Origin of the sequence: Miniimonas arenae (genome assembly GCF_006351005.1) — a bacterium.
Taxonomy (GTDB): Bacteria; Actinomycetota; Actinomycetes; order Actinomycetales; family Beutenbergiaceae; genus Miniimonas; species Miniimonas arenae.
The window spans coordinates 1-20,367 of record NZ_VENP01000027.1; the positions used below are offsets into that span (position 1 = coordinate 1).

Annotated in this window: 20 protein-coding genes; 15 read left to right on the forward strand and 5 right to left on the reverse strand. The window is 74.9% G+C overall.

Annotated features, from left to right (window positions below; translation table 11 throughout):
- Nucleotides 1-1,938: 1,938 nt before the first annotated feature.
- Nucleotides 1,939-3,189 (reverse strand): trans-sulfuration enzyme family protein, encoded by a 1,251-nt coding sequence (locus tag FH969_RS08360; RefSeq protein WP_139986911.1) that lies wholly within the window; start codon nt 3,187-3,189, stop codon nt 1,939-1,941.
- A 62-nt stretch (nt 3,190-3,251) separates the two neighbouring features.
- On the opposite strand from FH969_RS08360, the gene FH969_RS08365 reads away from it, so the two are divergent.
- Nucleotides 3,252-4,364 (forward strand): D-alanine--D-alanine ligase family protein, encoded by a 1,113-nt coding sequence (locus FH969_RS08365; protein ID WP_246071792.1) that lies wholly within the window; start codon nt 3,252-3,254, stop codon nt 4,362-4,364.
- An 82-nt stretch (nt 4,365-4,446) separates the two neighbouring features.
- On the opposite strand, the gene FH969_RS15240 is transcribed toward FH969_RS08365, so the two are convergent.
- Together FH969_RS15240 and FH969_RS08370 are read right to left on the reverse strand one after the other, a co-directional pair.
- A complete protein-coding gene (locus FH969_RS15240; protein ID WP_180359725.1) occupies nt 4,447-4,605 on the reverse strand; it encodes a hypothetical protein in 159 nt (52 codons plus the stop codon).
- 265 nt (nt 4,606-4,870) lie between these two features.
- Nucleotides 4,871-5,455: a DUF3515 family protein gene (locus FH969_RS08370; protein ID WP_108717796.1), complete on the reverse strand. Its 585-nt coding sequence runs from the start codon at nt 5,453-5,455 to the stop codon at nt 4,871-4,873.
- A gap of 59 nt (nt 5,456-5,514) precedes the next feature.
- Here FH969_RS08370 and FH969_RS08375 point away from each other — a divergent pair, with 59 nt between their 5' ends.
- Both FH969_RS08375 and FH969_RS08380 read left to right on the forward strand, forming a co-directional pair.
- A complete protein-coding gene (locus tag FH969_RS08375) occupies nt 5,515-6,474 on the forward strand; it encodes a thiamine-phosphate kinase (RefSeq protein ID WP_139986913.1) in 960 nt (319 codons plus the stop codon).
- Between the two features lie 59 nt (nt 6,475-6,533).
- Nucleotides 6,534-7,124: a hypothetical protein gene (locus FH969_RS08380; protein ID WP_139986915.1), complete on the forward strand. Its 591-nt coding sequence runs from the start codon at nt 6,534-6,536 to the stop codon at nt 7,122-7,124.
- Between the two features lie 80 nt (nt 7,125-7,204).
- Here the strand turns inward: FH969_RS08380 and rpmB are convergent, their stop codons facing one another.
- Entirely contained in the window at nt 7,205-7,396 is a 192-nt protein-coding gene (gene rpmB / locus FH969_RS08385; protein WP_108717793.1) for a 50S ribosomal protein L28, read from the reverse strand.
- 305 nt (nt 7,397-7,701) lie between these two features.
- Here rpmB and FH969_RS08390 point away from each other — a divergent pair, with 305 nt between their 5' ends.
- The 12 genes from FH969_RS08390 (at nt 7,702) to FH969_RS08445 (ending at nt 18,618) form a co-directional block, all read left to right on the forward strand.
- On the forward strand, nt 7,702-10,053 hold the full coding sequence (locus FH969_RS08390) for an ATP-dependent DNA helicase RecG (protein WP_246071793.1): 2,352 nt from the start codon (nt 7,702-7,704) through the stop codon (nt 10,051-10,053).
- 221 nt (nt 10,054-10,274) lie between these two features.
- Complete coding sequence (locus FH969_RS08395) at nt 10,275-10,967, forward strand: ABC transporter ATP-binding protein (protein ID WP_108717791.1); 693 nt, start codon at nt 10,275-10,277, stop codon at nt 10,965-10,967.
- On the forward strand, nt 10,964-12,631 hold the full coding sequence (locus tag FH969_RS08400) for a DUF6297 family protein (protein WP_139986917.1): 1,668 nt from the start codon (nt 10,964-10,966) through the stop codon (nt 12,629-12,631). The genes FH969_RS08395 and FH969_RS08400 overlap by 4 nt, the downstream gene beginning before the upstream one ends.
- Nucleotides 12,632-12,688: 57 nt before the next feature.
- Complete coding sequence (locus FH969_RS08405) at nt 12,689-13,390, forward strand: RsmD family RNA methyltransferase (RefSeq protein WP_139986919.1); 702 nt, start codon at nt 12,689-12,691, stop codon at nt 13,388-13,390.
- 29 nt (nt 13,391-13,419) lie between these two features.
- The gene (locus tag FH969_RS08410) at nt 13,420-13,836 is read left to right on the forward strand and encodes a hypothetical protein (RefSeq protein ID WP_139986921.1); all 417 of its coding nucleotides are present in this window, start codon (nt 13,420-13,422) and stop codon (nt 13,834-13,836) included.
- 60 nt (nt 13,837-13,896) lie between these two features.
- Nucleotides 13,897-14,394 carry a pantetheine-phosphate adenylyltransferase gene (gene coaD, locus FH969_RS08415; RefSeq protein ID WP_108717787.1) on the forward strand — a complete coding sequence of 166 codons (498 nt, stop codon included), beginning with the start codon at nt 13,897-13,899 and terminating at the stop codon, nt 14,392-14,394.
- On the forward strand, nt 14,391-14,909 hold the full coding sequence (locus FH969_RS08420) for a hypothetical protein (RefSeq protein WP_234417715.1): 519 nt from the start codon (nt 14,391-14,393) through the stop codon (nt 14,907-14,909). The genes coaD and FH969_RS08420 overlap by 4 nt, the downstream gene beginning before the upstream one ends.
- 153 nt (nt 14,910-15,062) lie before the next feature.
- Nucleotides 15,063-15,680, forward strand: coding sequence for a YceD family protein (locus tag FH969_RS08425; protein WP_246071795.1), 618 nt, complete (start codon nt 15,063-15,065; stop codon nt 15,678-15,680).
- A gap of 39 nt (nt 15,681-15,719) precedes the next feature.
- Nucleotides 15,720-15,908: a 50S ribosomal protein L32 gene (gene rpmF, locus FH969_RS08430; protein WP_108717786.1), complete on the forward strand. Its 189-nt coding sequence runs from the start codon at nt 15,720-15,722 to the stop codon at nt 15,906-15,908.
- Nucleotides 15,909-15,913: 5 nt separating this feature from the next.
- On the forward strand, nt 15,914-16,741 hold the full coding sequence (rnc, locus tag FH969_RS08435; RefSeq protein WP_108717785.1) for a ribonuclease III: 828 nt from the start codon (nt 15,914-15,916) through the stop codon (nt 16,739-16,741).
- Nucleotides 16,742-16,779: 38 nt separating this feature from the next.
- On the forward strand, nt 16,780-17,781 hold the full coding sequence (mutM, locus tag FH969_RS08440) for a bifunctional DNA-formamidopyrimidine glycosylase/DNA-(apurinic or apyrimidinic site) lyase (protein ID WP_139986923.1): 1,002 nt from the start codon (nt 16,780-16,782) through the stop codon (nt 17,779-17,781).
- Nucleotides 17,782-18,006: 225 nt separating this feature from the next.
- A complete protein-coding gene (locus tag FH969_RS08445; RefSeq protein WP_108719940.1) occupies nt 18,007-18,618 on the forward strand; it encodes a response regulator in 612 nt (203 codons plus the stop codon).
- A 70-nt stretch (nt 18,619-18,688) separates the two neighbouring features.
- Here the strand turns inward: FH969_RS08445 and FH969_RS08450 are convergent, their stop codons facing one another.
- Complete coding sequence (locus tag FH969_RS08450) at nt 18,689-20,362, reverse strand: sensor histidine kinase (RefSeq protein WP_139986925.1); 1,674 nt, start codon at nt 20,360-20,362, stop codon at nt 18,689-18,691.
- Between the last annotated feature and the right edge of the window lie 5 nt (nt 20,363-20,367).

The window sequence follows — 20,367 nt, forward strand, 5'->3', positions numbered from 1 at the left end:
TCCACCTACGAGGCCCGCCGGGCCGCTACGCTGCCGACCGCCGCGTAATCACACCCCGTGTCCAACATCCGGGGGTAGGGCCCGACCTCCAGGGCCGTGAACCGGATCAGGGTCCCGTCGAGCAGCTGCGCCAACGGCGGCTCGGCCGCGAGTCCGGAGCGGCGGAACGCCGCCCCCCACCGACCCCCACCCTGCGCCACACCGGCGGCCGACACTCCGGCGGCCGCGCCAGTGGCCGAGGCTCCGGCGGCCGCGCCAGTTGCCGAGGCTCCGGTGGTCGCGCCAGTGGCCGAGCCTCCGGTGGGCGCGCATGTCGTCACCCCACGGCTGTCGCCACAGCCCGTGCCGCGCTCTGCGTCCCCACCGCCGCCGTCGGCGTACTCGCCGCCGCGCTCTGCGTTCGCGCCGCCGCCGTTCGCACAGGCGTCGCTGCCGTTCCTCGCGCACCTGAGGCAGATCCGTCAGCACGCTCGTGAGGTGCTCCTCAGCCCGGGTAGTGCCCCGTGACTGGCCCGAGGTCGTAGTGCGCCACCGGGTGAAGTCCTCCCGACCCGCACCCGGCTGCGCGAACCGCCCCGACTCCCGCACCACCCCCAGCACACCCGCCCGCGCAACCCCGAGCACCGAGCACGCGGTGTCCAGGTCCTTCACCGCGCCCGTCAGAACACTCCCACCGCCCACGCCGGTCGGCGGGTCTGCCTGCACACCGCGCACCACGGCGGCCAGCGTCGCGACCGCCTCACGCACCACATCCACCGCGCCTGCCAGCTCACCCAGCGCGCCCCCAGCGCCGGCAGCGCCGGCAGCGCCGGCAGCGGTGAGGAGAGCGTCTCCAGACCCCGCGGCGACGACCGAACCCGCGCCCGCGGAGCCCGCCCGGGCCGGGGCACGCACGAGAGGCGTCGGCTCCGGCAACGCTGCATCCAGAACCCGCGGCGAGCCGACCGGCGCGCGGCCACGCCGGCGCTGGGCGGGCGCAAGGGTGGCTGGTGCCTTCGCGCCCGCGCGATGCGCCATGCCCCGTTCCGCGACCGGTTCCGCAGCCACCTCGCCACCCCCTCTCACCTGGCCCGACGTCCACGTCGAACTCGCGTACCACACGCTAAGACCCGACCACCGACAACGCATCCAGGGGGCCAAACCGGTGCGGCCGAACGACCCGGTCCGGGTGAGCGACCCACGCGGAGCGCCCGGTGCCGAGGCGACGCGTCCCATCGCCGCGAGACCGCCGGGTCGCGTCGTCCCGCTGCCCCAGGTCCGCGCGTGTGCGGGATCGAACCAACGGTTCGTGAATCCGGTCCCACCCGCCTCATCGAACGCATGTCGCAGGGCTAGGTCCAGCCACCGACACGCATGAAGGAGAACCGTGAGGTCGAAAGACGCGCCCACATGAAGGGTGGCGGACTCGGGGAGGCGGGCACCGCCGTCGTGCGCCCGGCGTCGGTGTGCGCGACGGAGACTCGAGCGTCGCGGGCGTGCGTGCCCGATCAGGCGGGCATCGGAGAGGCGAAGTTTGCCGACGTGCAGGCCACGCCGGCGCGCGATGAAGACTCGAGCGTCGTCGTCTCCCCGCCGAACGAGGCGAGCATCTTCGGGAGGCGAGCACCGCAGTCGTGCATGCCGAGCTGGGAGAGGCGGGCACCGCCGTCGTGCACAGTGAAAGAGGGGTCGTGAATCAGAGGGAGGCGTGCATCGCCGTCATGCGTGCCGACCGAGGCGCGCCTCAGGGTGAGGCGAGCACCGCCGTCGTGCACGCTGACGATGCACGGCTACACGGAGTCGGGACCCGCCCGGGACGAACGCCCCGCCCTGGACGAACGCCCGGGCCGGGACGAACGCCCCGCCCGGGACGAACGCCCGGGCCGGGACGAACGCCCCGCCCGGGACGAACGCCCCGCCCGGGACGAACGCCCCGCCCGGGACGAACGCCCCGCCCGCCTACCTCTCCTGGCTCACGCGCAGCGCCTGGTCGAGGTCCGCCCACAGATCCTCGAGGTGCTCGATCCCGACGCTCACCCGCAGCAGCTCCTCCGGAACGCTCCGCGCCTCGTCGGGCCAGCGCCGCCGCCGCTCGATCATCGACTCCACGCCGCCGAGCGACGTCGCGGGCAGCCACAGCCGCACCGCGCCGGTCAGTCGCGCCGCCGCGGCCGCGCCACCCCGCGGGCACAGCGTGAGGATCGCGCCGTACCCGTCCATCTGCTCACCTGCGAGCGCGTGCTGCGGGTGGTCGGGCAGTCCGGGGTGCGCGACGGCGAGCACCGCCGGGTGGTCGACGAGCCGCCGGGCGAGCTCGAGTGCGTTCTCCTGCGCGCGCTCGACCCGCAGCGCCAGCGTCCGCAGCCCACGCAGCGCGAGCCATGCGTCCATCGGCCCGGCGATCGCGCCGCCGAAGGTGCGCCGACGCCGCAGGGAGGCGTACAGATCGGGATCGGAGGTGACCGCGGCGCCGAGCGTGACGTCGGAGTGCCCCGCGAGGTACTTCGTGACCGAGTGCACCACCACGTCGGCGCCGAGCTCGAGCGGGCGCTGCAGCAGCGGAGTCGCGAAGGTGTTGTCCACCACGACGATGCCGCCCACCGAGTGCGCCACCCGGGAGACGGCCGCGATGTCGGCGATCTCGAGCATCGGGTTGGTCGGAGTCTCGAGCCACACGACGGCGGCCGGACCGCCACCGTCGGCGTCCCAGCCCTCGCCGCGCGTCGCGGCGGCCACGGCGTCGGTGTCCGCGATGTCGACGCTGCGCAGGCGCACGCCGCACCGCTCCACCAGCACTCGGGCCGCGACCAGCGCCGCGTGGTAGGCGTGCCGCGGCACGACGAGGGCCGCACCCGGCCCCACGAGGTCGAGCGCCGCGGTGATCGCGGCCATCCCGGACCCGAAGAGCAGTCCCGGCTGGTCGGCCCGCTCGAGCGCGGCGAGCGCCTCCTCGAACGGCACCCACGCGTCGGTGCCGATCCGGCTGTAGACGAGCTGGCCGGGCGCGGGCGTCTCGTCGCCGACGTACGTGCTCGAGTAGACGATCGACGGGTTCACCGCCGCGCCGGGCTCGCGTGCGGGGCGGCCCGCGGCGACCACCGTGGTGGCGGGCCGAAAGGACGAGTCGACGTGGGAGGCGGGGGACGCGGGGGACGCGGGGGCCGCGTGGGGCGCGGGGGAGGCGGGGGAGGCGGGGGAGTGCTGGCTCACGTGGGCCGACCCTACGCGTGCCGGTCCGACGGCGTCGCGTCGGCGGCCCGTAGTCTCGCGAGGTGACCAGGATCAGGGTGGCGATCATCTTCGGCGGACGCTCCAGCGAGCACGCCATCTCGTGCTCGACGGCGGCCGGCGTGCTCTCCGCGATCGACCGCTCCCGCTTCGACGTCGTGCCGATCGGCATCGCCCGCGACGGGTCCTGGCTCCTGCTTCCCGACGACCCCGAGCCCCTCCGCCTCGACGGCGCGCGGCTGCCCGAGGTCCGCGCCGGCCACCCCGAGGTCGTCCTTCCGTTCGGCCCGAGGACCGGCCGCGTCCTCGTCAGCCCCGCCTCGGAGGGCGCGCGCGTGCTGAACGGCGTCGACGTCGTGCTTCCGCTCCTGCACGGCCCCTTCGGCGAGGACGGCACCCTGCAGGGCCTGCTCGAGCTGCTCGGCCTGCCCTACGTCGGCTCGGGCGTCCTCGCCTCGGCCGCCGGCATGGACAAGCACGCGATGAAGGTGCTGCTCGCCGGCGCCGGCCTGCCGGTCGGCCCCTACACCGTCATCACGCGCGCGGGCTGGGAGCGCGATCGCGCGCTCTGCCTCGACCCGATCCCCTCGCTCGGCGACGTGGTCTTCGTCAAGCCCTCGCGCGCCGGTTCGAGCATGGGCGTGAGTCGCGTCGTGCTCGCCGACGGCGAGGACGCCCTCGTCGCCGCGATCGAGGACGCGCGCCGGCACGACCCCAAGGTCCTCGTCGAGGCCGCGATCGACGGCCGCGAGATCGAGGTCGCCGTCCTGCAGGGCCGCGGCACGGACCGACCGCGCACGACGGCGCCCGGCGAGATCGTCGTCGGCGGCGACCGGGCGTTCTACGACTTCGAGGCGAAGTACATCGACACGTCCTCCACCTCGCTGCGCATCCCGGCCGTCGTCTCGGACGAGGACGAGGCGGCCGCCCGCGCGCTCGCCGCGGACGCCTTCGACGCCCTCGGCTGCGAGGGCCTCGCACGCGTGGACCTGTTCCTCGCCGGCTCCGGTCCGATCGTCAACGAGGTGAACACGATGCCCGGCTTCACGCCGTTCTCGATGTTCCCGCAGCTGTGGCAGCACGAGGGGCTCACCTACCCCGAGCTCATCACCGAGCTCCTGGAGCTCGCGCTCGAGCGTCCCGTCGGGCTGCGCTGAGCGCGCACGACGGCGCAGCGTCCGTCCGGCGTTCGGCGCGCCTCGCAGGTGCGCACCGCGCGAGGCGCGCGGCTCACCCGGCTCAGGCGGTGCGGGCGACGACCGCGCGCGCCTCGTGCAGCAGCATCTCCCACGTCGCGTTGTCGAGCTCGCTGCGCCGCACGCGCGCGTACGGGAGGTACTCCTCCAGCGCCTCGTGCAGCAGGGCGACTGCCTCGTGGTGGACGTCGTTCGTGGTCATCGTGGGACTCCTGAGATGTGCGCCTGGCCGGCCCTCGTGAGGCCGTTGCCTGCGATGTTACGAGCGTGTTTCGTCGTCGCGGTTAGGACCAAGGTCACGCATTCGCGCTGGTCAGCGTGGGGTATACCGCCTCGCGACGGGGTCGTGACGCCCCCTTGGGGCGCCCTCGACGAGGCGGTGACGTTGGCCGAGCTCGCCCGGCACGCAGCGCCCGACGGCGAGCCAGCGGCCAGGCAGTCGACTCGCCACCCGGAGCGGCGCGCCGTCAGTAGCAGGACCGCTGGGCGTCCGTCCGGGAGACGGCCGAGCCGAGGTCGATGAGGATCGCCGTCGCGTCCGTGCCGGCGTACTCGACCGGAACGACGACCTCGATGGCGGGCACGCGCCCGTACGTGGTGAACACGAACCGACCGTTGCCGATCTCGGCCTGCTGCTGGGCGGCGTCCGGGTCGGTGGGGTCCACGACGTCGTCGTACTCCTTGACCACCCAGTCCACCGACGTGTCGCCAGGACCGGTGACCGCCCAGCACCGGTCCGTCGTCGGCCCGAGCGGCGTGACCCCGCAGCGCAGCGTGATCGGCGGGTCGCCCCACGCGGCCGAGGCCTGCGACGTCGTCTCGCGCTGCGTCGCCCCGCCGAGCTCGCCCGGCAGCGCCTGCAGCACCTGGGCGCAGACGGGGTCCGACGCCGAGGGTGCGGGCTCGAGGACCGCCGCCGACGAGCACGAGGCGAGCGTCGCCGTCGTGAGCCCGAGCGCGAGGACCGCCGCCGAGGGGCGAAGCGTGCCGAGCCGCGCGCGACCCCGTGGACGGACGCCGACGGAACGAGGCGAGAGCGGACGCGCGAGCACCCGTCCACGGTAGCCGCGCCCGGGCGCGCCCCCGCACGCGGAGGCGGCAGGATGGCCCCGTGCTCGTGCGCGACCTCTCCGAGACCGACCTGCTCGCCTCCTTCGTCCCGCTCCTGCCCGCCGGCCGGGCCACGCGCCTCGGCCCGGGCGACGACGCGGCGGTGCTCGGCGTCGCCGGCGACCTCGTCGTGACAACCGACGTGCTCGTCGAGGACCGGCACTTCCGCACCGCCTGGAGCACGGGGGAGGACGTGGGCTGGCGCGCGGCGATGCAGAACCTCGCCGACGTCGCGGCCATGGGCGCGGAGCCCACCGGCCTCGTCGTCGCGCTCGCGATGCCGGGCGACACCCCCGCCGCCTGGGTCACGGACCTCGCGCGGGGCCTCGCGGCGGCGTGCGCGCCGCACGGGGTCGGCGTGATCGGCGGCGACCTCTCCGGCGGCCCGGCGATCTGCGTGGCCGTCACGGCGTTCGGCGAGCTCGACGGCCGCCCTCCGGTCCTGCGCTCCGGCGCGCGGGTGGGCGACGTGGTCGCCGTCGCAGGCACGCTCGGCCGCTCGGCCGCCGGCCTCGCGCTCCTCACCGCGCACGAGCACGACGGCGTGGTCCCCCCTCCCGGCACGGACCTCCTCACCAGGACCTACCGCCGCCCGGACCCGCCGCTCACGGCCGGCGTCGAGGCCGCCCACGCGGGCGCGACGGCCATGCTCGACGTGAGCGACGGGCTGCTGCGCGACGCGGGCCGCATCGCCACGGCGAGCGGTGTGGCGCTCGACCTCGACGTGGGAGCGCTCGCCCCCGACGTCGAGCTGCTCGCGGAGGCCGCCGAGTCGCTCGGCGTCGACCCGCTTGCGTGGGTGCTCACCGGCGGGGAGGACCACGCACTCCTGGCGACCTTCCCGCCCGGCGCGCTGCCCGCGTCGTTCCGTCCGGTCGGCCGGGTCGGGTCGGGCAAGGGCGTGACGCTCGACGGCGAGCCCTGGGTCGGGTCGTTCGGCTGGGACCACTTCGGGTACTGAGGGCGGGGCTCGGCAGCCCGGCTCGCGCCCCACTAAGGCCCCGCACGTACCCTGGTCGGGTGGTGGCACCGCAGCCAGTCCCCGACGACGTCCGCGCCGAGATCGCCGGTCCGGGCGTGCTCGACGCCGTGGTCGCGCAGGCGCGCGCCGACTCCTACGTGCCGTCCGCGCTCGGCGAGCCGCGCACCGTGCACACGTGGTCGGACGCGTTCCTCGCCGGCGACGTCTCGGGCGACGTGCTCGAGGCGCTCCCGGAGTGGGAGGCACCGGTCCTCGTCGGGACCTACCCCGCGGCGGTCGCGACGTTCGTGCGAGAGGACGACGCCGTCGTGCTCGCGGGGCTCCAGCACGATCCGAGCCTCGCGGCCGAGGTCGTGGGGCTGGGCGACGACGTCGCGCTCGTCAGCTACACCGGCTGGGACTTCCTCGTCGACGACGCCGGCGTCAGCGCGTTCTCACCCGGGGCCCGGTTCGTGCTCGACGGCCCCGGCCCGGTGACGCTCGCCGAGGCCTCGACGGCGATGGCCCGCGACCCGGGGGAGTCCTCGGCGCTGCCGGTGATCGGCGGCCTGCTCGTGGTGGTGGCGTTGCTCGTCGCGCCGGTCGTGGCGCTCGTCGCGTGGCGCTCGCGGCGCGCCCGGCAGGGCTGAGAACACCCGCGGGTCCGAGCGCGACGAAGGCCGCCGACCCGGGCGGGTCAGCGGCCTTCGCGAGTCCGGCTGGAGGCGGCTCAGAGAGCGCGCGTCACCTTGCCCGCCTTGAGGCAGGAGGTGCAGACGTTGAGGCGCGTCGGGGTGCCGTTGACCACGGTGCGCACCTTCTGGATGTTCGGGTTCCAACGGCGCGAGGTCCGCACGTGCGAGTGCGAGACGCTCTTGCCGAAGCTCGGGTGCTTCGCGCACACGTCGCAGGTCGAAGCCACGGTCGTTCTCCTCATCGTGAGCCACCCGATCGGGTGGCGAATCCTGACAGCGTCCCTGGTTTCGGCCAGCACCACGAGGGCACAGCGCAACGATCCGGGTCAACGCAACCGCAGCAGCATACACCGGGAGGCCACGCGGATCGAATCGGCGGGACGCCGCGCGCGAACCGCCGCCGGACCCGTCCGACCCGTCCGACCCGTCCGCGCCGACGGCCCGCACGTTCGTCGGACCCGTCGTGCACAGCCGTCCACACCCAGCCACCGCACCGCAGCGCCCTGTCGCACCGGCGTCCTACGCTCGTGGGGTGGCTGCGGACGAGACCGGCGAGCGAACCGGCGGAGTCGTCCGTCGCGCGCCCCTGGACCGTAGCCTGCGGCTCGCCCTCGGTGACAGCCAGGCCAAGAAGTTCGCCCGCCTCGGCCTCGTCACGGTGCGCGACCTGCTCGAGCACTACCCGCGCCGCGCCGTCGACCCCGGCGAGCTCACCGACCTGTCGAAGGTCGAGGTGGGCCGGCACGTCATGGTCATCGTCGAGATCGCCTCGCTCACCTCGAGGCAGCGGCGGGCCGGTCGCGGCGCCGTCGTGACCATCGAGGTGACCGACGGCACGCGTCGCCTCCCGCTCGTCTACTTCGCCCCGCACCAGGGCCGCGTCGCCTACCTCGAGCAGCGGCTCCCGGTCGGCCGGCGGGTCACGGTGGACGGCAAGGTCGGCATGAACAACGGGCGTCTGCAGATCGTGCACCCGCGCATCGACGTCGTGGACTCCGGGCTGTCCGACGCCGAGATCGAGGCGCAGGCCCAGCGCCCGCGGCTGCTCTACGGCCAGACCCGTGGGCTCACGTCGGAGCGCATCGGCGCCACGCTGCGCGGCCAGCTCGACCGGCTGCGGGACGAGGACCTGCCCGACCCGGTGCCGTTCGAGGTGCGGATGTCCGAGGGCCTGCTCGGCCACGCCACGGCGCTGCGCGCGCTGCACGAGCCCGAGACGTTCCGCGACTTCCTCGCCGCGCAGGACGCGCTGCGGTTCGAGGAGGCGTTCGTGCTGCAGGCCGCGATGGCGCGGCGCCGGGCCGAGGCGGCGGCGGACCCCGCGACCGCCCGGCCCACCCGGATGCAGGGCCTCCTCGACGCGTTCGACGCGAGCCTGCCGTTCGTGCTCACGGCCGGGCAGCTCGACGTCGGCGGCGTGATCTCGGCCGAGCTGGCCGGCACGGTGCCCATGCACCGCCTGCTCCAGGGCGAGGTCGGCTCCGGCAAGACGCTGGTCGCGCTGCGGGCGATGCTCCAGGTCGTCGACGCCGGCGGCCAGGCGGCGCTGCTCGCCCCCACCGAGGTGCTCGCCGCGCAGCACGAGCGGTCGATCCGCGCGATGCTCGGGCCGCTCGCCGAGGGCGGGATGCTCGGCGGCGCGGACGACGCCACCCGCGTCGTCCTCCTCACCGGCTCGATGTCCGCGGGTCAGCGGCGCAAGGCCCTCGCGGAGGCGGCGGGTGGCAGCGCCGGGATCGTGATCGGCACACATGCGCTGCTCCAGGAGCACGTCCAGTTCGCCGACCTCGGGCTCGTCGTCGTCGACGAGCAGCACCGATTCGGCGTCGAGCAGCGCGACGCGCTGCGCGCCAAGGGCCGCACCGCGCCGCACCTCCTCGTCATGACGGCGACGCCGATCCCGCGCACCGTGGCGATGACGATCTTCGGCGACCTCGAGGTCTCCACGCTGCGCGACGTTCCCGCCGGCCGCGCCGCGGTCGAGACCTTCGTCGTGCCCGAGCACAACGAGCGCTGGACCGACCGGATGTGGCAGCGCGTCGCGGAGGAGGTCGCGCAGGGCCGACGCGCCTACGTCGTCTGCCCGCGGATCAGCGCGTCGGCCGGCGAGGCCGGGGAGGACTTCACCGCCGTCGACCCCGACCCGGACGACGCCGCCGCCCTCGCCGCTCCTGTCGGCGCCGCGGGTTCGCCGTCGGCCATCCCCGCCGTCTCCGGACACGCGGACGACGGCGAGCACGGCCCGGTCCGCGAACTCGCCTCGGTCGAGGCGGTGGTCGAGCGGCTGCGGACCCTCCCGGCGCTCGCCGGCGTGCCGATCGGGGCGCTGCACGGACGCCTGGCCGCGGAGGAGAAGGAGTCCGCGATGGCCGCGTTCGCGTCGGGCGAGACCCCGGTCCTGGTCTCCACCACCGTGGTCGAGGTCGGCGTCGACGTGGCCGAGGCGAGCGTCATGGTCGTGCTCGACGCCGACCGGTTCGGCCTGTCCCAGCTGCACCAGCTGCGCGGTCGGATCGGTCGCGGCGCGCTCCCGGGCGTGTGCTTCGCGGTCTGTCCGCTGCCGTTCCCGGGCCGGAACGAGGCGCCGAGCCCGTCGCTCGAGCGGCTGCTCACCTTCGCGGGGACGCGGGACGGGTTCGCGCTGGCCGAGGCCGACCTCGTGCAGCGACGCGAGGGCGACGTCCTCGGCGCCGCGCAGCACGGGCGCGGCAGCACGCTGCGGCTGCTGCGCGTGGTCACCGACGAGAAGGTCATCGTGGCGGCCCGGGACGCGGCGCGCGCGCTCGTCGCGCAGGACCCGACCTTTGCGGAGCACCCCGACCTGGCCGCCGCGATCGAGCGCACGCTCGAGGGTGATCGCGAGGAGTTCCTCGAGCGCGGTTGACCCTCCGCCAGCGTCTCGCGACCGACCCGGCGAGAGGTGAGTCGCGACTCACCACCCGGGCCTGCGACCCGCGGGGCAGCCCGGACCACCGGCTCGCGACCGACCCGGCGAGAGGTGAGTCGCGACTCACCACCCTGCGACCCGCGGGGCAGCCCGGACCACCGGCTTGCCAGGACCAACGGGCGCAAGACCGCCGCCGCGCGGGTCCTACGCTCGTCGTCGTGGCTTCGACCCCCGCACTGCGCTCCCAGGGCCTGCTCGTCGGCTACGGCGAGAGCGCCGCGACCGCCGTCTGTCCCCCGATCGACGTCTCCGTCCCGCCGGGGGCGGGGCTCGCCGTCGTCGGTGCGAACGGAAGCGGGAAGTCGACGTTCCTGCGTGCTGTCGTGGGCCTGCTGGCGCCGCTGGGCGGCAAGGTCGAGGTGTTCGGGCGCGAGGTCGACGAGCGCGAGGCGGAGTTCCGCTCCGCCGTCGCCACCGTCATGGACGAGGACGCCGCGTTCCCTGCGCTCACGGTCCGCGAGCACCTCCTGCTGCTCGCGCGCGGCCACGGCGTCGCGAAGGCGAGCGACCTCGTCACCGAGCTCGTCGACGAGTTCGGCCTGGGCGAGCGGCAGCGCGCGATGCCGGCGGCGCTGTCCTCCGGTCAGCGGCGACGCATGCTGCTCGCGGCGGCGTTCGTGCGCCCACGCAAGCTGCTCGTGCTCGACGAGCCGGAGCAGCGCCTCGACGCGGGCATGCGAGACCGGCTCGTGACCCGGCTGCGCGCCGAGCGTGCGGCGGGCGTGACGGTCGTGATGGCCACGCACGACCCGGCGCTCGTCGGCGCGGCGTCGCACGCGCTGCTTCTCACCGAGTCCTCGGTGCGCTCGACCAAGCCCGCGCAGGCGCTCGCGTTCATCGAGGCGCTGTGAGCCCCGACGCCCCCGACAGCCCCGACGCGCCCGACGACCTCGCGGGCGTCGCACCCTCGACCCACCCCGTGGGGTCCGACGTCCCCAGCGGCGCCGGCCTGCGCGCCCTCACCCGTCGCGCCCGCAAGGGCCACGGCGGCGCGCCCTGGTACAAGATCTTCGGCGACCTCTACACCTACGTGTTCACGGCCGCGATCGCGATCGTGGTCGCGGTGCAGGGGGCCCGCCTGCTCGGCGGCGGCATCAACACGGACGCGACCAGTCAGCACGCGGCACTCGTCGACCCGGTGTGGCTCGTGCTCGTGGCGGCGCTCGCCGTCGTGGGACCCACCCTGGCCCTGCTCGTGCGACTCGGACCGGTGGCGGTCGGATCCGCCGGCGCGCTGTGGTGGCTGCCCACGCCGGCCGACCGCGCCTCGCTGCTGCGACCCACCGCCCTCGGCTGGCTCGGCCTCGGCGCCGGGGTCGGTGGCCTCGTCGGCGTGCTGATCGGCCTCGTCGGCGAACCGGCGGAGCTGCCGTGGCTCGCGCTCGCCGGGGTCGGCATCGGCGTCGCGCTCGTCGGCGCCACGATCCTCGCGCAGACGAGCAACGCCTCCCCGGTGCGCCAGGCGCGACACTCGCGCCTCGTCGCGCGGTTCGGTGACGCGCTGCCCGCGGTCGCCGTCCTCGCCTGGCTCGGCCTGGCCCTCACGGACCCTGCGGCGCCTGCGCTGCACCCCGCGATCGTGGCGATCCCGGCCGGTGTGCTCGCCGTCGTCGCGCTCGTCGGCGTGCTGCTGCGCGTCGGGGCGATCCCTGGCGCGGTCCTGCGCACGCGCGGTGCGCGGATCGGCGAGGCCACGACGGCGGTCCTCACGATGGACCTGCGTGCCCTCGGGCGTGCGCTCACCGACGCCGGGGCCGACGTTCGCCGCCGCAGCTCGTCTCTGGTCACGGCGCGCGGCCGGATGACCGCGATGATGACGGCCGACGCGCTCCTGCTCGCCCGCAGCCCGGGTCGGATCACGAACATCCTCGCGGCCACGGTGCTGCCCGTCGCGGTGGCCGCGGCGGGCGCCTCGCCGATCGTCACGGCGCTGACGCTCGTCGTCGGCGGCTCGCTCACCGCGACCGCCCTCGGCGCGGGCGCCCGGGCGGGGGAGCACGCGCCGGCCCTGGACCGCGTGCTCGGCATGTCCGCCCGCGCGACGCGCGGCGCGCGCGTGCTGCTCGCGGCGATCGTCGCGGCCGTGTGGGCCGCGGTCGTGCTCGGGGTGCTTGCCGTCCTGCTCGCGGGCGGCTTCGGGATCAGCTGGCTGGCGCTCGCGCTCGCCGTCGCGCCCGGCCTCGCGGGCACCGGGATCATCACCGCCTACCGGCGCACGCCCGACTGGTCCAAGCCGCTCGTCATCACGCCGCAGGGCGCCTACCCGCCCGACCTGTTCTCCGCCGTCGCGCTCGGCCCCGCGCTCGCGCTCGTCACGGTGCTGCCGGCGGCGGTCGCCCTCGTCGTCGGGCCGGCCGTGGTGCTCGTCCAGATCCAGGTCGTGCTCTCGGCGATCCTCGTGCTCGTCGCGCTGCACGTGCGCGGCGTCCAGAAGCCGGGGCAGCCCACCGGCCTGATGGCGCGCGCCCAGGCGCAGGCGGAGCAGCAGCAGGCGAAGCAGCCGCCTCGGCGCTGAGATCGCTGCTGCGGCGTCCGATCGGCTGATGCGCGACCGCGTCACTAGGCTGCCGGGGTGGCACGGATCATCGCGGGGAGCGTCGGCGGACGGACCATCGCGGTCCCGCCGCGGGGGACGCGCCCGACCACGGACCGGGTGCGCGAGGCGCTCTTCACGGCGCTCGATCACGACGGCCTGCTCGACGGCGCACGCGTCCTGGACCTGTACGCCGGCTCCGGAGCGCTCGGCCTCGAGGCGGCAAGCCGCGGCGCGGCTCACGTCGACCTCGTGGAGGCGGACCGTCGCGCCGCCGACGTCTGCCGGGCCAACGCGAGGTCGCTCGGGCTCACAGGCCTCGTCCGGACGCACCAGGCGAAGGTGGAGACGTTCCTCGCCGGGGGGACCGGAGCGACCGCTGGAGCGACCGGAGCGCACGCCGGGGCGACCGGCGGGGCGTCACGTGCGGTCGGAGCCGTGCCGGACGGCGGCTGGACCCTCGCGTTCCTCGACCCGCCCTACGACGTCGACTCCTCGCGCGTGGCCACGGTCCTCGCGGCGCTCGTGCCTCACCTCGCGGCCGACGCCGTCGTGGTGCTCGAACGCTCCGTGCGCAGCGAACCGGTCGCGCTGCCCGAGGGCCTGGAGGCCTGGCGGGATCGCCGCTACGGCGAGACCGTGCTGCACCTGCTGGACCACGTGGCGCCGGGCGGCCCCGCGGAAATCGACGCTGACACCATCGACGAGCGAACCGACAACGTCCCCGAGGTGCTTCCGTGAGCGCTTCCGCAGGAATACCGTCCTGATCCATGAGCACCCCGGACGCTTCGCGACCCGACCCCCTTATCCCCAGCGCCGCGAACCCCTCGGGTTCCGACCCCGAGCACGGCGCGAACCGCAACGAGAGCATCGGCTACCCGCTCGACCCGCCGCTGTCGGCCAGTGACGCGCCCGGTGGCACGTCGTCGTACGGCACGCCCGCGTACGGCGCCCCGACGCCCGCCGCCGGGGTGCCCGCAGCCTCCGTCCCGCCGGCCCGTTCAGGGGGAGGGCTGAGCAAGGGGCAGATCCTCGCGATCACCCCGATCGTCGCGACGATCCTGTTCTTCCTGTGCGGATTCCTGTTCGGTGGCTGGGTCTGGTCCTGGTTGTTCTTCCTCGCGGTGCCGATCGTCGGCATCGTCGTGAACGGCGACAAGGGCAAGGACGAGCGCTCGCGACGCTAGCCGGAGCCCGACGGCGAGCCTCCCGCGCGGTCGCTGCGCATCGGCGCCTAGTCTGGACGGGTGCGCACCGCCGTCGTCCCCGGCACGTTCGACCCCGTCACCCTGGGGCACGTCGACGTCGTCACGCGCGCCGCGGCGCTGTTCGACGAGGTGGTCGTCGCCGTCGGACGCAACGCTGCGAAGGCGCCCCTGCTGACCGCCGAGGAGCGTGTGACCGCCTTCGCGGGCGCCGTCGCCCACCTGCCCACGGTGCGGGTGGCCGAGATGCCCGGTCTGCTCGTCGACTTCTGCCGCGAGGTCGGTGCGGTCGCCGTGGTCAAGGGCCTGCGCGGCGGCGCCGACTTCGACGGCGAGGCGCCGATGGCCGCGATGAACCGGCACCTGTCGGGCATCGAGACCGTGTTCCTCGTCGGCTCCGGCCACCTCTCCCACATCGCGAGCTCGATGGTCCGCGACGTCGCCCGCTACGGCGGCCCCGTCGACGACCTCGTTCCCCCGGGAGTCGGCGATCTCGTCCGCGCCCGACTCCGCTCCCTCACCCGCCAGGAGAACCCGTGACCCACGACCCCGATCCCGCTGCCACCCGCGCGTCTGCGCAGTCCGCGTCGGACGACCGGTCCGCCCCGCTGCTCGGGCTGCTCGACGACGTGGCCACGCTGCTCGAGCACGCGCGTGCCATGCCGATGAGCGCGTCCGTGCTGGTGAACAAGGCCGAGGTGCTGGACCTGCTCGCCGCGGCGCGCGAGGCCGTCCCCGACCAGGTCGCCGCCGCCGACCAGGTGGTGGCCGAGGCGGAGAAGGTGCTCACCCGGGCGCGCGCCGAGGCCGAGGCGATCGTCGCCGACGCGCGGCTGCGTGCCGAGAAGCTCGTCGACGAGCACGAGCTCACGGAGGGAGCGCGCACGCGAGCCGCCGAGATCGTCGCGCGGGCCGAGCAGCGCGCCGCCGAGCTCGAGGCCGGCGCTGACGACTACGCGGACTCTCGGCTCGCCCAGTTGGAGACCGACCTCGACGCGGTGAAGCAGCAGGTCCTGGCCGGCCGAGCGCGCCTCGCGGGGCGCAAGTCCTCCTGACCCGACGAGCACCCGAGGGGCCACCGAGGGGCCACCGGCGAGCACCCGGGCAGACACCCCTGGACCCGCGCCGGCCGACGGCCGCGCGTACGGTAAGGTAGAACGCTGGCCGTCCGTCGGCCGCCCCCACCTCGCACGAACTGGAGCATCCGCGTGGACACGCGCTCACCGTTCGTCATCGGGATCCACGACCTCAGCCGTCGCCCCGGGACGATGCGCACGTACACCCTCGAGGTCCCGGCACCCGCCGACCTGGCCATCGAGGTGATCGGCGTACCCGAGGGCGCTCCCGTGACGCTGGACGTCCGGCTCGAGTCGATCGTCGAGGGCGTGCTCGCCTCGGCCGAGATCAGCGCCCCGCTCGTGGGGGAGTGCGTGCGGTGCCTGGGCGAGGTCACCGACCGGATCGACGTCGACTTCACCGAGCTCTACGCCTACCCGGGTGCGATCGAGCACGACCCGGACGACGACGAGGCGGACGAGGTGCACGAGCTCACCGGAGACTTCGTCGACCTCGAGCAGGCGGTGCGCGACGCCGTCGTGCTCGCCCTCCCGTTCCAGCCGTACTGCCGCCCGGACTGCAAGGGTCTGTGCCCCGAGTGCGGCGCCGACCTCAACGAGGCGGGCACCGAGCACGGGCACGAGAAGATCGACGCCCGGTGGGCGGCACTGGTCGACGCGCTGACCCGCGACGACGAGCACGACGAGACCTCCGAGACGCCCCAGGCGCCCCGGACATCCGACACACCCGACCAGCAGGACGTGCCGTAGACTTCTCTGCGGTTTCACGACGAAGGAAGAGGAAGACCCGTGGCTGTTCCCAAGCGCAAGATGTCGCGCGCCAACACCCGTGCGCGCCGTTCGCAGTGGAAGGCGACGCCCGCCACCCTGAGCACCTGCCCCAAGTGCAAGGCCCCGCGCCTGTCGCACCAGGCGTGCCCGTCGTGCGGCGCCTACAACGAGCGCACCTACGCCGAGGCCATCCGCACGGACGCCTGAGCGTCATGAGCGTGAGCACCCCCCGCCCCGTCGGTAGCGTTGACGCGCTGCTGGCGGGGCTAGGTGAGCAGATCGACCCCGAGCTGCTCGTGCTCGCGCTCACGCACCGCTCGTTCGCCCACGAGGCGGGCGGCACCCCCACGAACGAGCGCCTGGAGTTCCTCGGCGACTCGGTCCTCGGCGTCATCGTCACCGAGTACCTCTTCGCCACGCACCCCGACGTCCCCGAGGGCGACCTCGCCAAGATGCGGGCGGCGTGCGTGTCGCAGCGCGCCCTCGCCGGGGTCGCCCGCGCGCTCGACATCGGGCAGTACCTCCTGCTGGGCCGCGGTGAGACGACCTCGGGCGGCGCGGACAAGGACTCGATCCTGTCCGACGCCCTCGAGGCGCTCATCGGCGCCGCCTTCCTCTCCGCGGGCCTCGAGCGCACGAAGGCGATGGTGCTGCGACTGCTCGAGCCGACGCTCGCCGTCGCGGCCTCCGCCGGCGCCGGCCTGGACTGGAAGACAAGCCTCCAGGAGCGCTCGGCGGAGCTCGGCCTCGGCGTCCCCGTCTACCAGGTCGAGCACACCGGGCCCGACCACGCGCGCGTCTTCACCGCGCAGGTCCTCCTTGGCGGGATCGTCCACGGCCAGGGCACCGGCACGGCGAAGAAGCACGCCGAGCAGGTCGCCGCGCAGCAGGCCTTCGCCTCGCTCGCCGGGGCCGACGCCGCCGACGGCGCACCGACCGCTCGTGCCTCCTCGAACGGCGGTGGGTCGACGGCTTCCGCGGAGGCGCCCGTCAACGGCGCCTCGAACCAGGCCCGCCGTCGGGTGCGCAGCGGCGCCTGACCGCGCGCCCCCCTCGTCCTGCACTCCGCCAGCTGACCGTGCCCGAGCTTCCCGAGGTCGAGACCGTCCGCGCGGGACTCGCCGCGCACGTGCTCGGTCGCCGCATCGCCGCCGTCGACGTTCTCTCCGCCCGCGCCGTGCGCCGCACCGCCGGCGTGGCCGACGCCCTGACCGAGGGCCTCGTCGGTCGCACCGCCAGCGCGGCCGTGCGCCGCGGCAAGTTCGCCTGGCTGCTGCTCGACGGCGAGCCCGCCTCAGGCGGCCAGCGCACCTCGAGCACCCAGCCCGCGCCCGACGGCGAGCCCGCCTCGGGCGGCCAGCCCACCCCGGCCTTCGACGTAGCATCCGCGCTCCTCGTGCACCTCGGCATGAGCGGCCAGCTCCTCGTCCGCGACGCCGCCGCGGCACACGCCACCGCGGGCGTCGCCCACCCTCACCTGCGGGTGCGCCTCACGTTCGCGGACGACGGCGCACTCGACTTCGTGGACCAGCGCACCTTCGGCTACGTCGCTATCGAGCCCCTGATCCCGACCGCGGACGGCGGCCCGGGCGGCCTGGGAGCGCCCGACCCCGCACTGCCTGCGCCCGTCGCCCACATCGCCCGCGACCTCCTGGACCCCGCGCTCGACCTCCGGGTGCTCGCCCGATCGCTGCGCCGTCGCCGATCGGGCATCAAGCGCGTCCTGCTGGACCAGACCGCCGTCTCCGGGGTCGGCAACATCTACGCCGACGAGGCGCTGTGGCGTGCCCGCGTGCACCCCGAGCGCCTGGTCGCCTCGATGCCGACGGCCCGCGTCGTGGAGGTGCTGGAGGCCGGACGCGAGGTGATGTCGCAGGCGCTGGCGCAGGGCGGAACCTCGTTCGACGCGCTCTACGTCAACGTCAACGGGGCGTCGGGCTACTTCGACCGCTCGCTCGCGGTCTATGGGCAACACGGCAGGCCGTGCCCGCGTTGCGGCACGCCGATCGTGCGGCTGTCGTTCATGAACCGTTCCTCGCACCTGTGCCCGCGCTGCCAGCGCGCGCCCCGCGCCGCCTGAGCCTCTGGCGTAGGTCTGCACGCCTCGAATGCTGCGTTCCGGCGACCGGCGGGCGTCGAGCGCTGAGTTTCGGTCACCAGCGGGGATTGTCGTGACCACGACCCAGCGTTCGGCGCCCTCGCATGACCGCAAGCCGGCGTTCGACGCGCTCGCGCGCCCGCTCGCCTCGCGCCTCCGGCGGGGTGGTGCCGATACCCTGCAGGGGTGAGCGCACCCACCACCGTCATGATCGTGGACGACCACGAGGTCGTCCGTCGTGGCATCGCCGACGTCGTCGCCGCCGCCGAGGGCCTGGACGTCGTCGCCGAGGCCGGCACAGTCGCCGACGCCCAGCGCCGTGGCGCACTGCTCAAGCCGCAGGTGGCGCTCGTCGACCTCCAGCTGCCGGACGGCACCGGCATCGACGTCATCACCGCCCTCGCGCAGAGCTCGCCGGACACCCGGGCGATCGTGCTGACCTCCTTCGACGACGACGACGCCCTCGCCGCCGCGGTCCAGGCCGGCGCCCGCGCCTACGTGCTCAAGACCGTGCGTGGCTCGGAGATCGTCGACACCGTGCGCGCCGTCGCGGCCGGCCGCGTGCTGCTCGACGAGCGCACCCTCACCCGCCGCCGCCAGGCCCACCCGGACCCGACGGCGAACCTCACCGCGAGCGAGTCGAAGGTCCTCGATCTCGTGGCCAAGGGGATGACGAACCGCGACATCGCCGACGAGCTCGGCCTCGCGGAGAAGACCGTGAAGAACCACGTGACGTCGATGCTCGCCAAGCTCGGGCTGTCCCGTCGCACGCAGGTCATCGCCTGGGTCGCGAGCCAGCACTCCACGTCCTGGCGCTGAGTCTCGAACCGCTGAGTCTCGAACCGCGGGCACTACGGCGCAGGGCAGCGTTCCCCGCGCGACGCCCGGGTCAGCCGATCCACGCCTCCCACGTGAGCTGAGACCCGCAGCCGTCCGGCCCGGGCTCGAGGCGAGACACGCCGTCGTGCTCCGCCGCCCGCGACGCGAGGTTCCCCAGCCCGCTGCGCCGGTCCGAGGCGGGGTCGGCGCCGCGGCCGTCGTCGGTCACCGTGACGGAGACCGTGCGGGCGTCGACCCGGATCTCCACGCGCGCGCTCGTCGCCGCGGCGTGCCGGGCCACGTTCGACAGCCCTTCGCGCACGACCGCGACGAGGTCGTCGCCGAGGCGGTCGCCGAGGCGCGCGTCGATCTCGCTCGCGACGTCGCCTGACGTGTCGAGCGAGGCGAGCTGCTCGCCGTCGAGCGTGAGCAGCATGGACGGCGCGAAGCCGAGGCTCGCGCGCGCCAGGGACGCCTCGCGGACGAGGCGCTCGACGACGGGCAGGTGCTCGTCGCGGTCGCGCAGCGAGCGCACGATGCCGCGGATCTGCCGCACGCCCTCCTCGACGCCGTCGATCGCCTGGTCGATCTCGGTGCGCACCCCGACCTCCGCGGGGTTGTCGCCGGCGAGCAGCGACTTGGCGTGCTCGAGCCGCATCCCGGTGGCGAAGAGCTGCTGGATCGCGAGGTCGTGCAGGTCGCGCGCGATCCGGTTGCGCTCGTTGAGCAGCGACGCCACGTCCTCCGCGTGCCGGGCCGCGGCCAGGCGCAGCGCGAGCGCCGCCTGCGCCCCGAAATCGTTCGCGACGGCGAGGTCGCCCTCGGTGAACGCGGGCCGCCCCGGGAGGCGGAACAGGATGAGGACGCCGAGGGCGTCGTGGCCGTCACCGTCGGCGCCGCTGGACAGCAGCGGCGCGTAGAGGGCGCGCTCGAACGCCCGCGCGGGCGCGATGAACCGGTCGGGCTCGCGGCTGATCGACTCCACGATCGAACCTCGCGCCGTGCGAACGCTGCGGATCGCGTGGCCGTCCTCGTGCAGCGTGTTGCCGATCATCTCGGCCATGTGGGCGCCGTCGACGATCTCGGTGACCCACTCGTCGTCGACCGAGGGCAGCACGATCGCCGCGGTGTCAGCGTCGGCGACCTCGCGGATGCGCCGTGCCACGAGCTGCAGCACGTCCTCCTCGTCCGAGCCCTCCAGCAGCGCCGTCGTGATCTCCTGCGAGACGGCGAGCCAGCGCTCGCGGTCCTGCGCCTGCTCGTACAGGCGCGCGTTGTCGATCGCGACGGCGGCCGCCGCGGCGAGCAGCTGGACCGTCTCGACGTCATGCGCGGTGAACCCGCCGGCCTTCTCGGCGAGGTAGAGGCGCCCGAGCGAGATCTCCCCGGCGGCGACCGTCACGCCGAGGAACGTGTGCATCGGGGGGTGGCCGGGCGGGAACCCGCCGAACGCGGGGTGGCGGGTGAGGTCCTCGAGCAGGAGCACGCCCTCCTGCGGGAGCGCGCCGAGCACGCCGTGGCCGCGCGGCGGGTGGCCCAGCACATGCTCCTCCTCCGGCGTGACGCCCTGCTGGACGAACGTGGTGGTCTCGCCGTACGCGTCGAGCTCGGCGATCGCGGCGTACCGCGCCCCGGTGAGGTCGGCGGCGGAGACGACGAGCTCGGCGAGCACGCGCTCGGCGTCGAGCTGTCCCGCCAGCTCGAGGACCTTGGTGAGCAGAGCCGGGGTGATCGGGGACGTCATGCCCC

Coding starts and splice junctions, on each gene's coding strand:
- FH969_RS15240 (WP_180359725.1), bottom strand. CDS start 4,605: ATGACCACGAACGACGTCCACCACGAGGCAGTCGCCCTGCTGCACGAG.
- FH969_RS08410 (WP_139986921.1), top strand. CDS start 13,420: ATGAGCACCCCGGACGCTTCGCGACCCGACCCCCTTATCCCCAGCGCC.
- rnc (WP_108717785.1), top strand. CDS start 15,914: ATGAGCGTGAGCACCCCCCGCCCCGTCGGTAGCGTTGACGCGCTGCTG.
- FH969_RS08445 (WP_108719940.1), top strand. CDS start 18,007: ATGATCGTGGACGACCACGAGGTCGTCCGTCGTGGCATCGCCGACGTC.
- FH969_RS08450 (WP_139986925.1), bottom strand. CDS start 20,362: ATGACGTCCCCGATCACCCCGGCTCTGCTCACCAAGGTCCTCGAGCTG.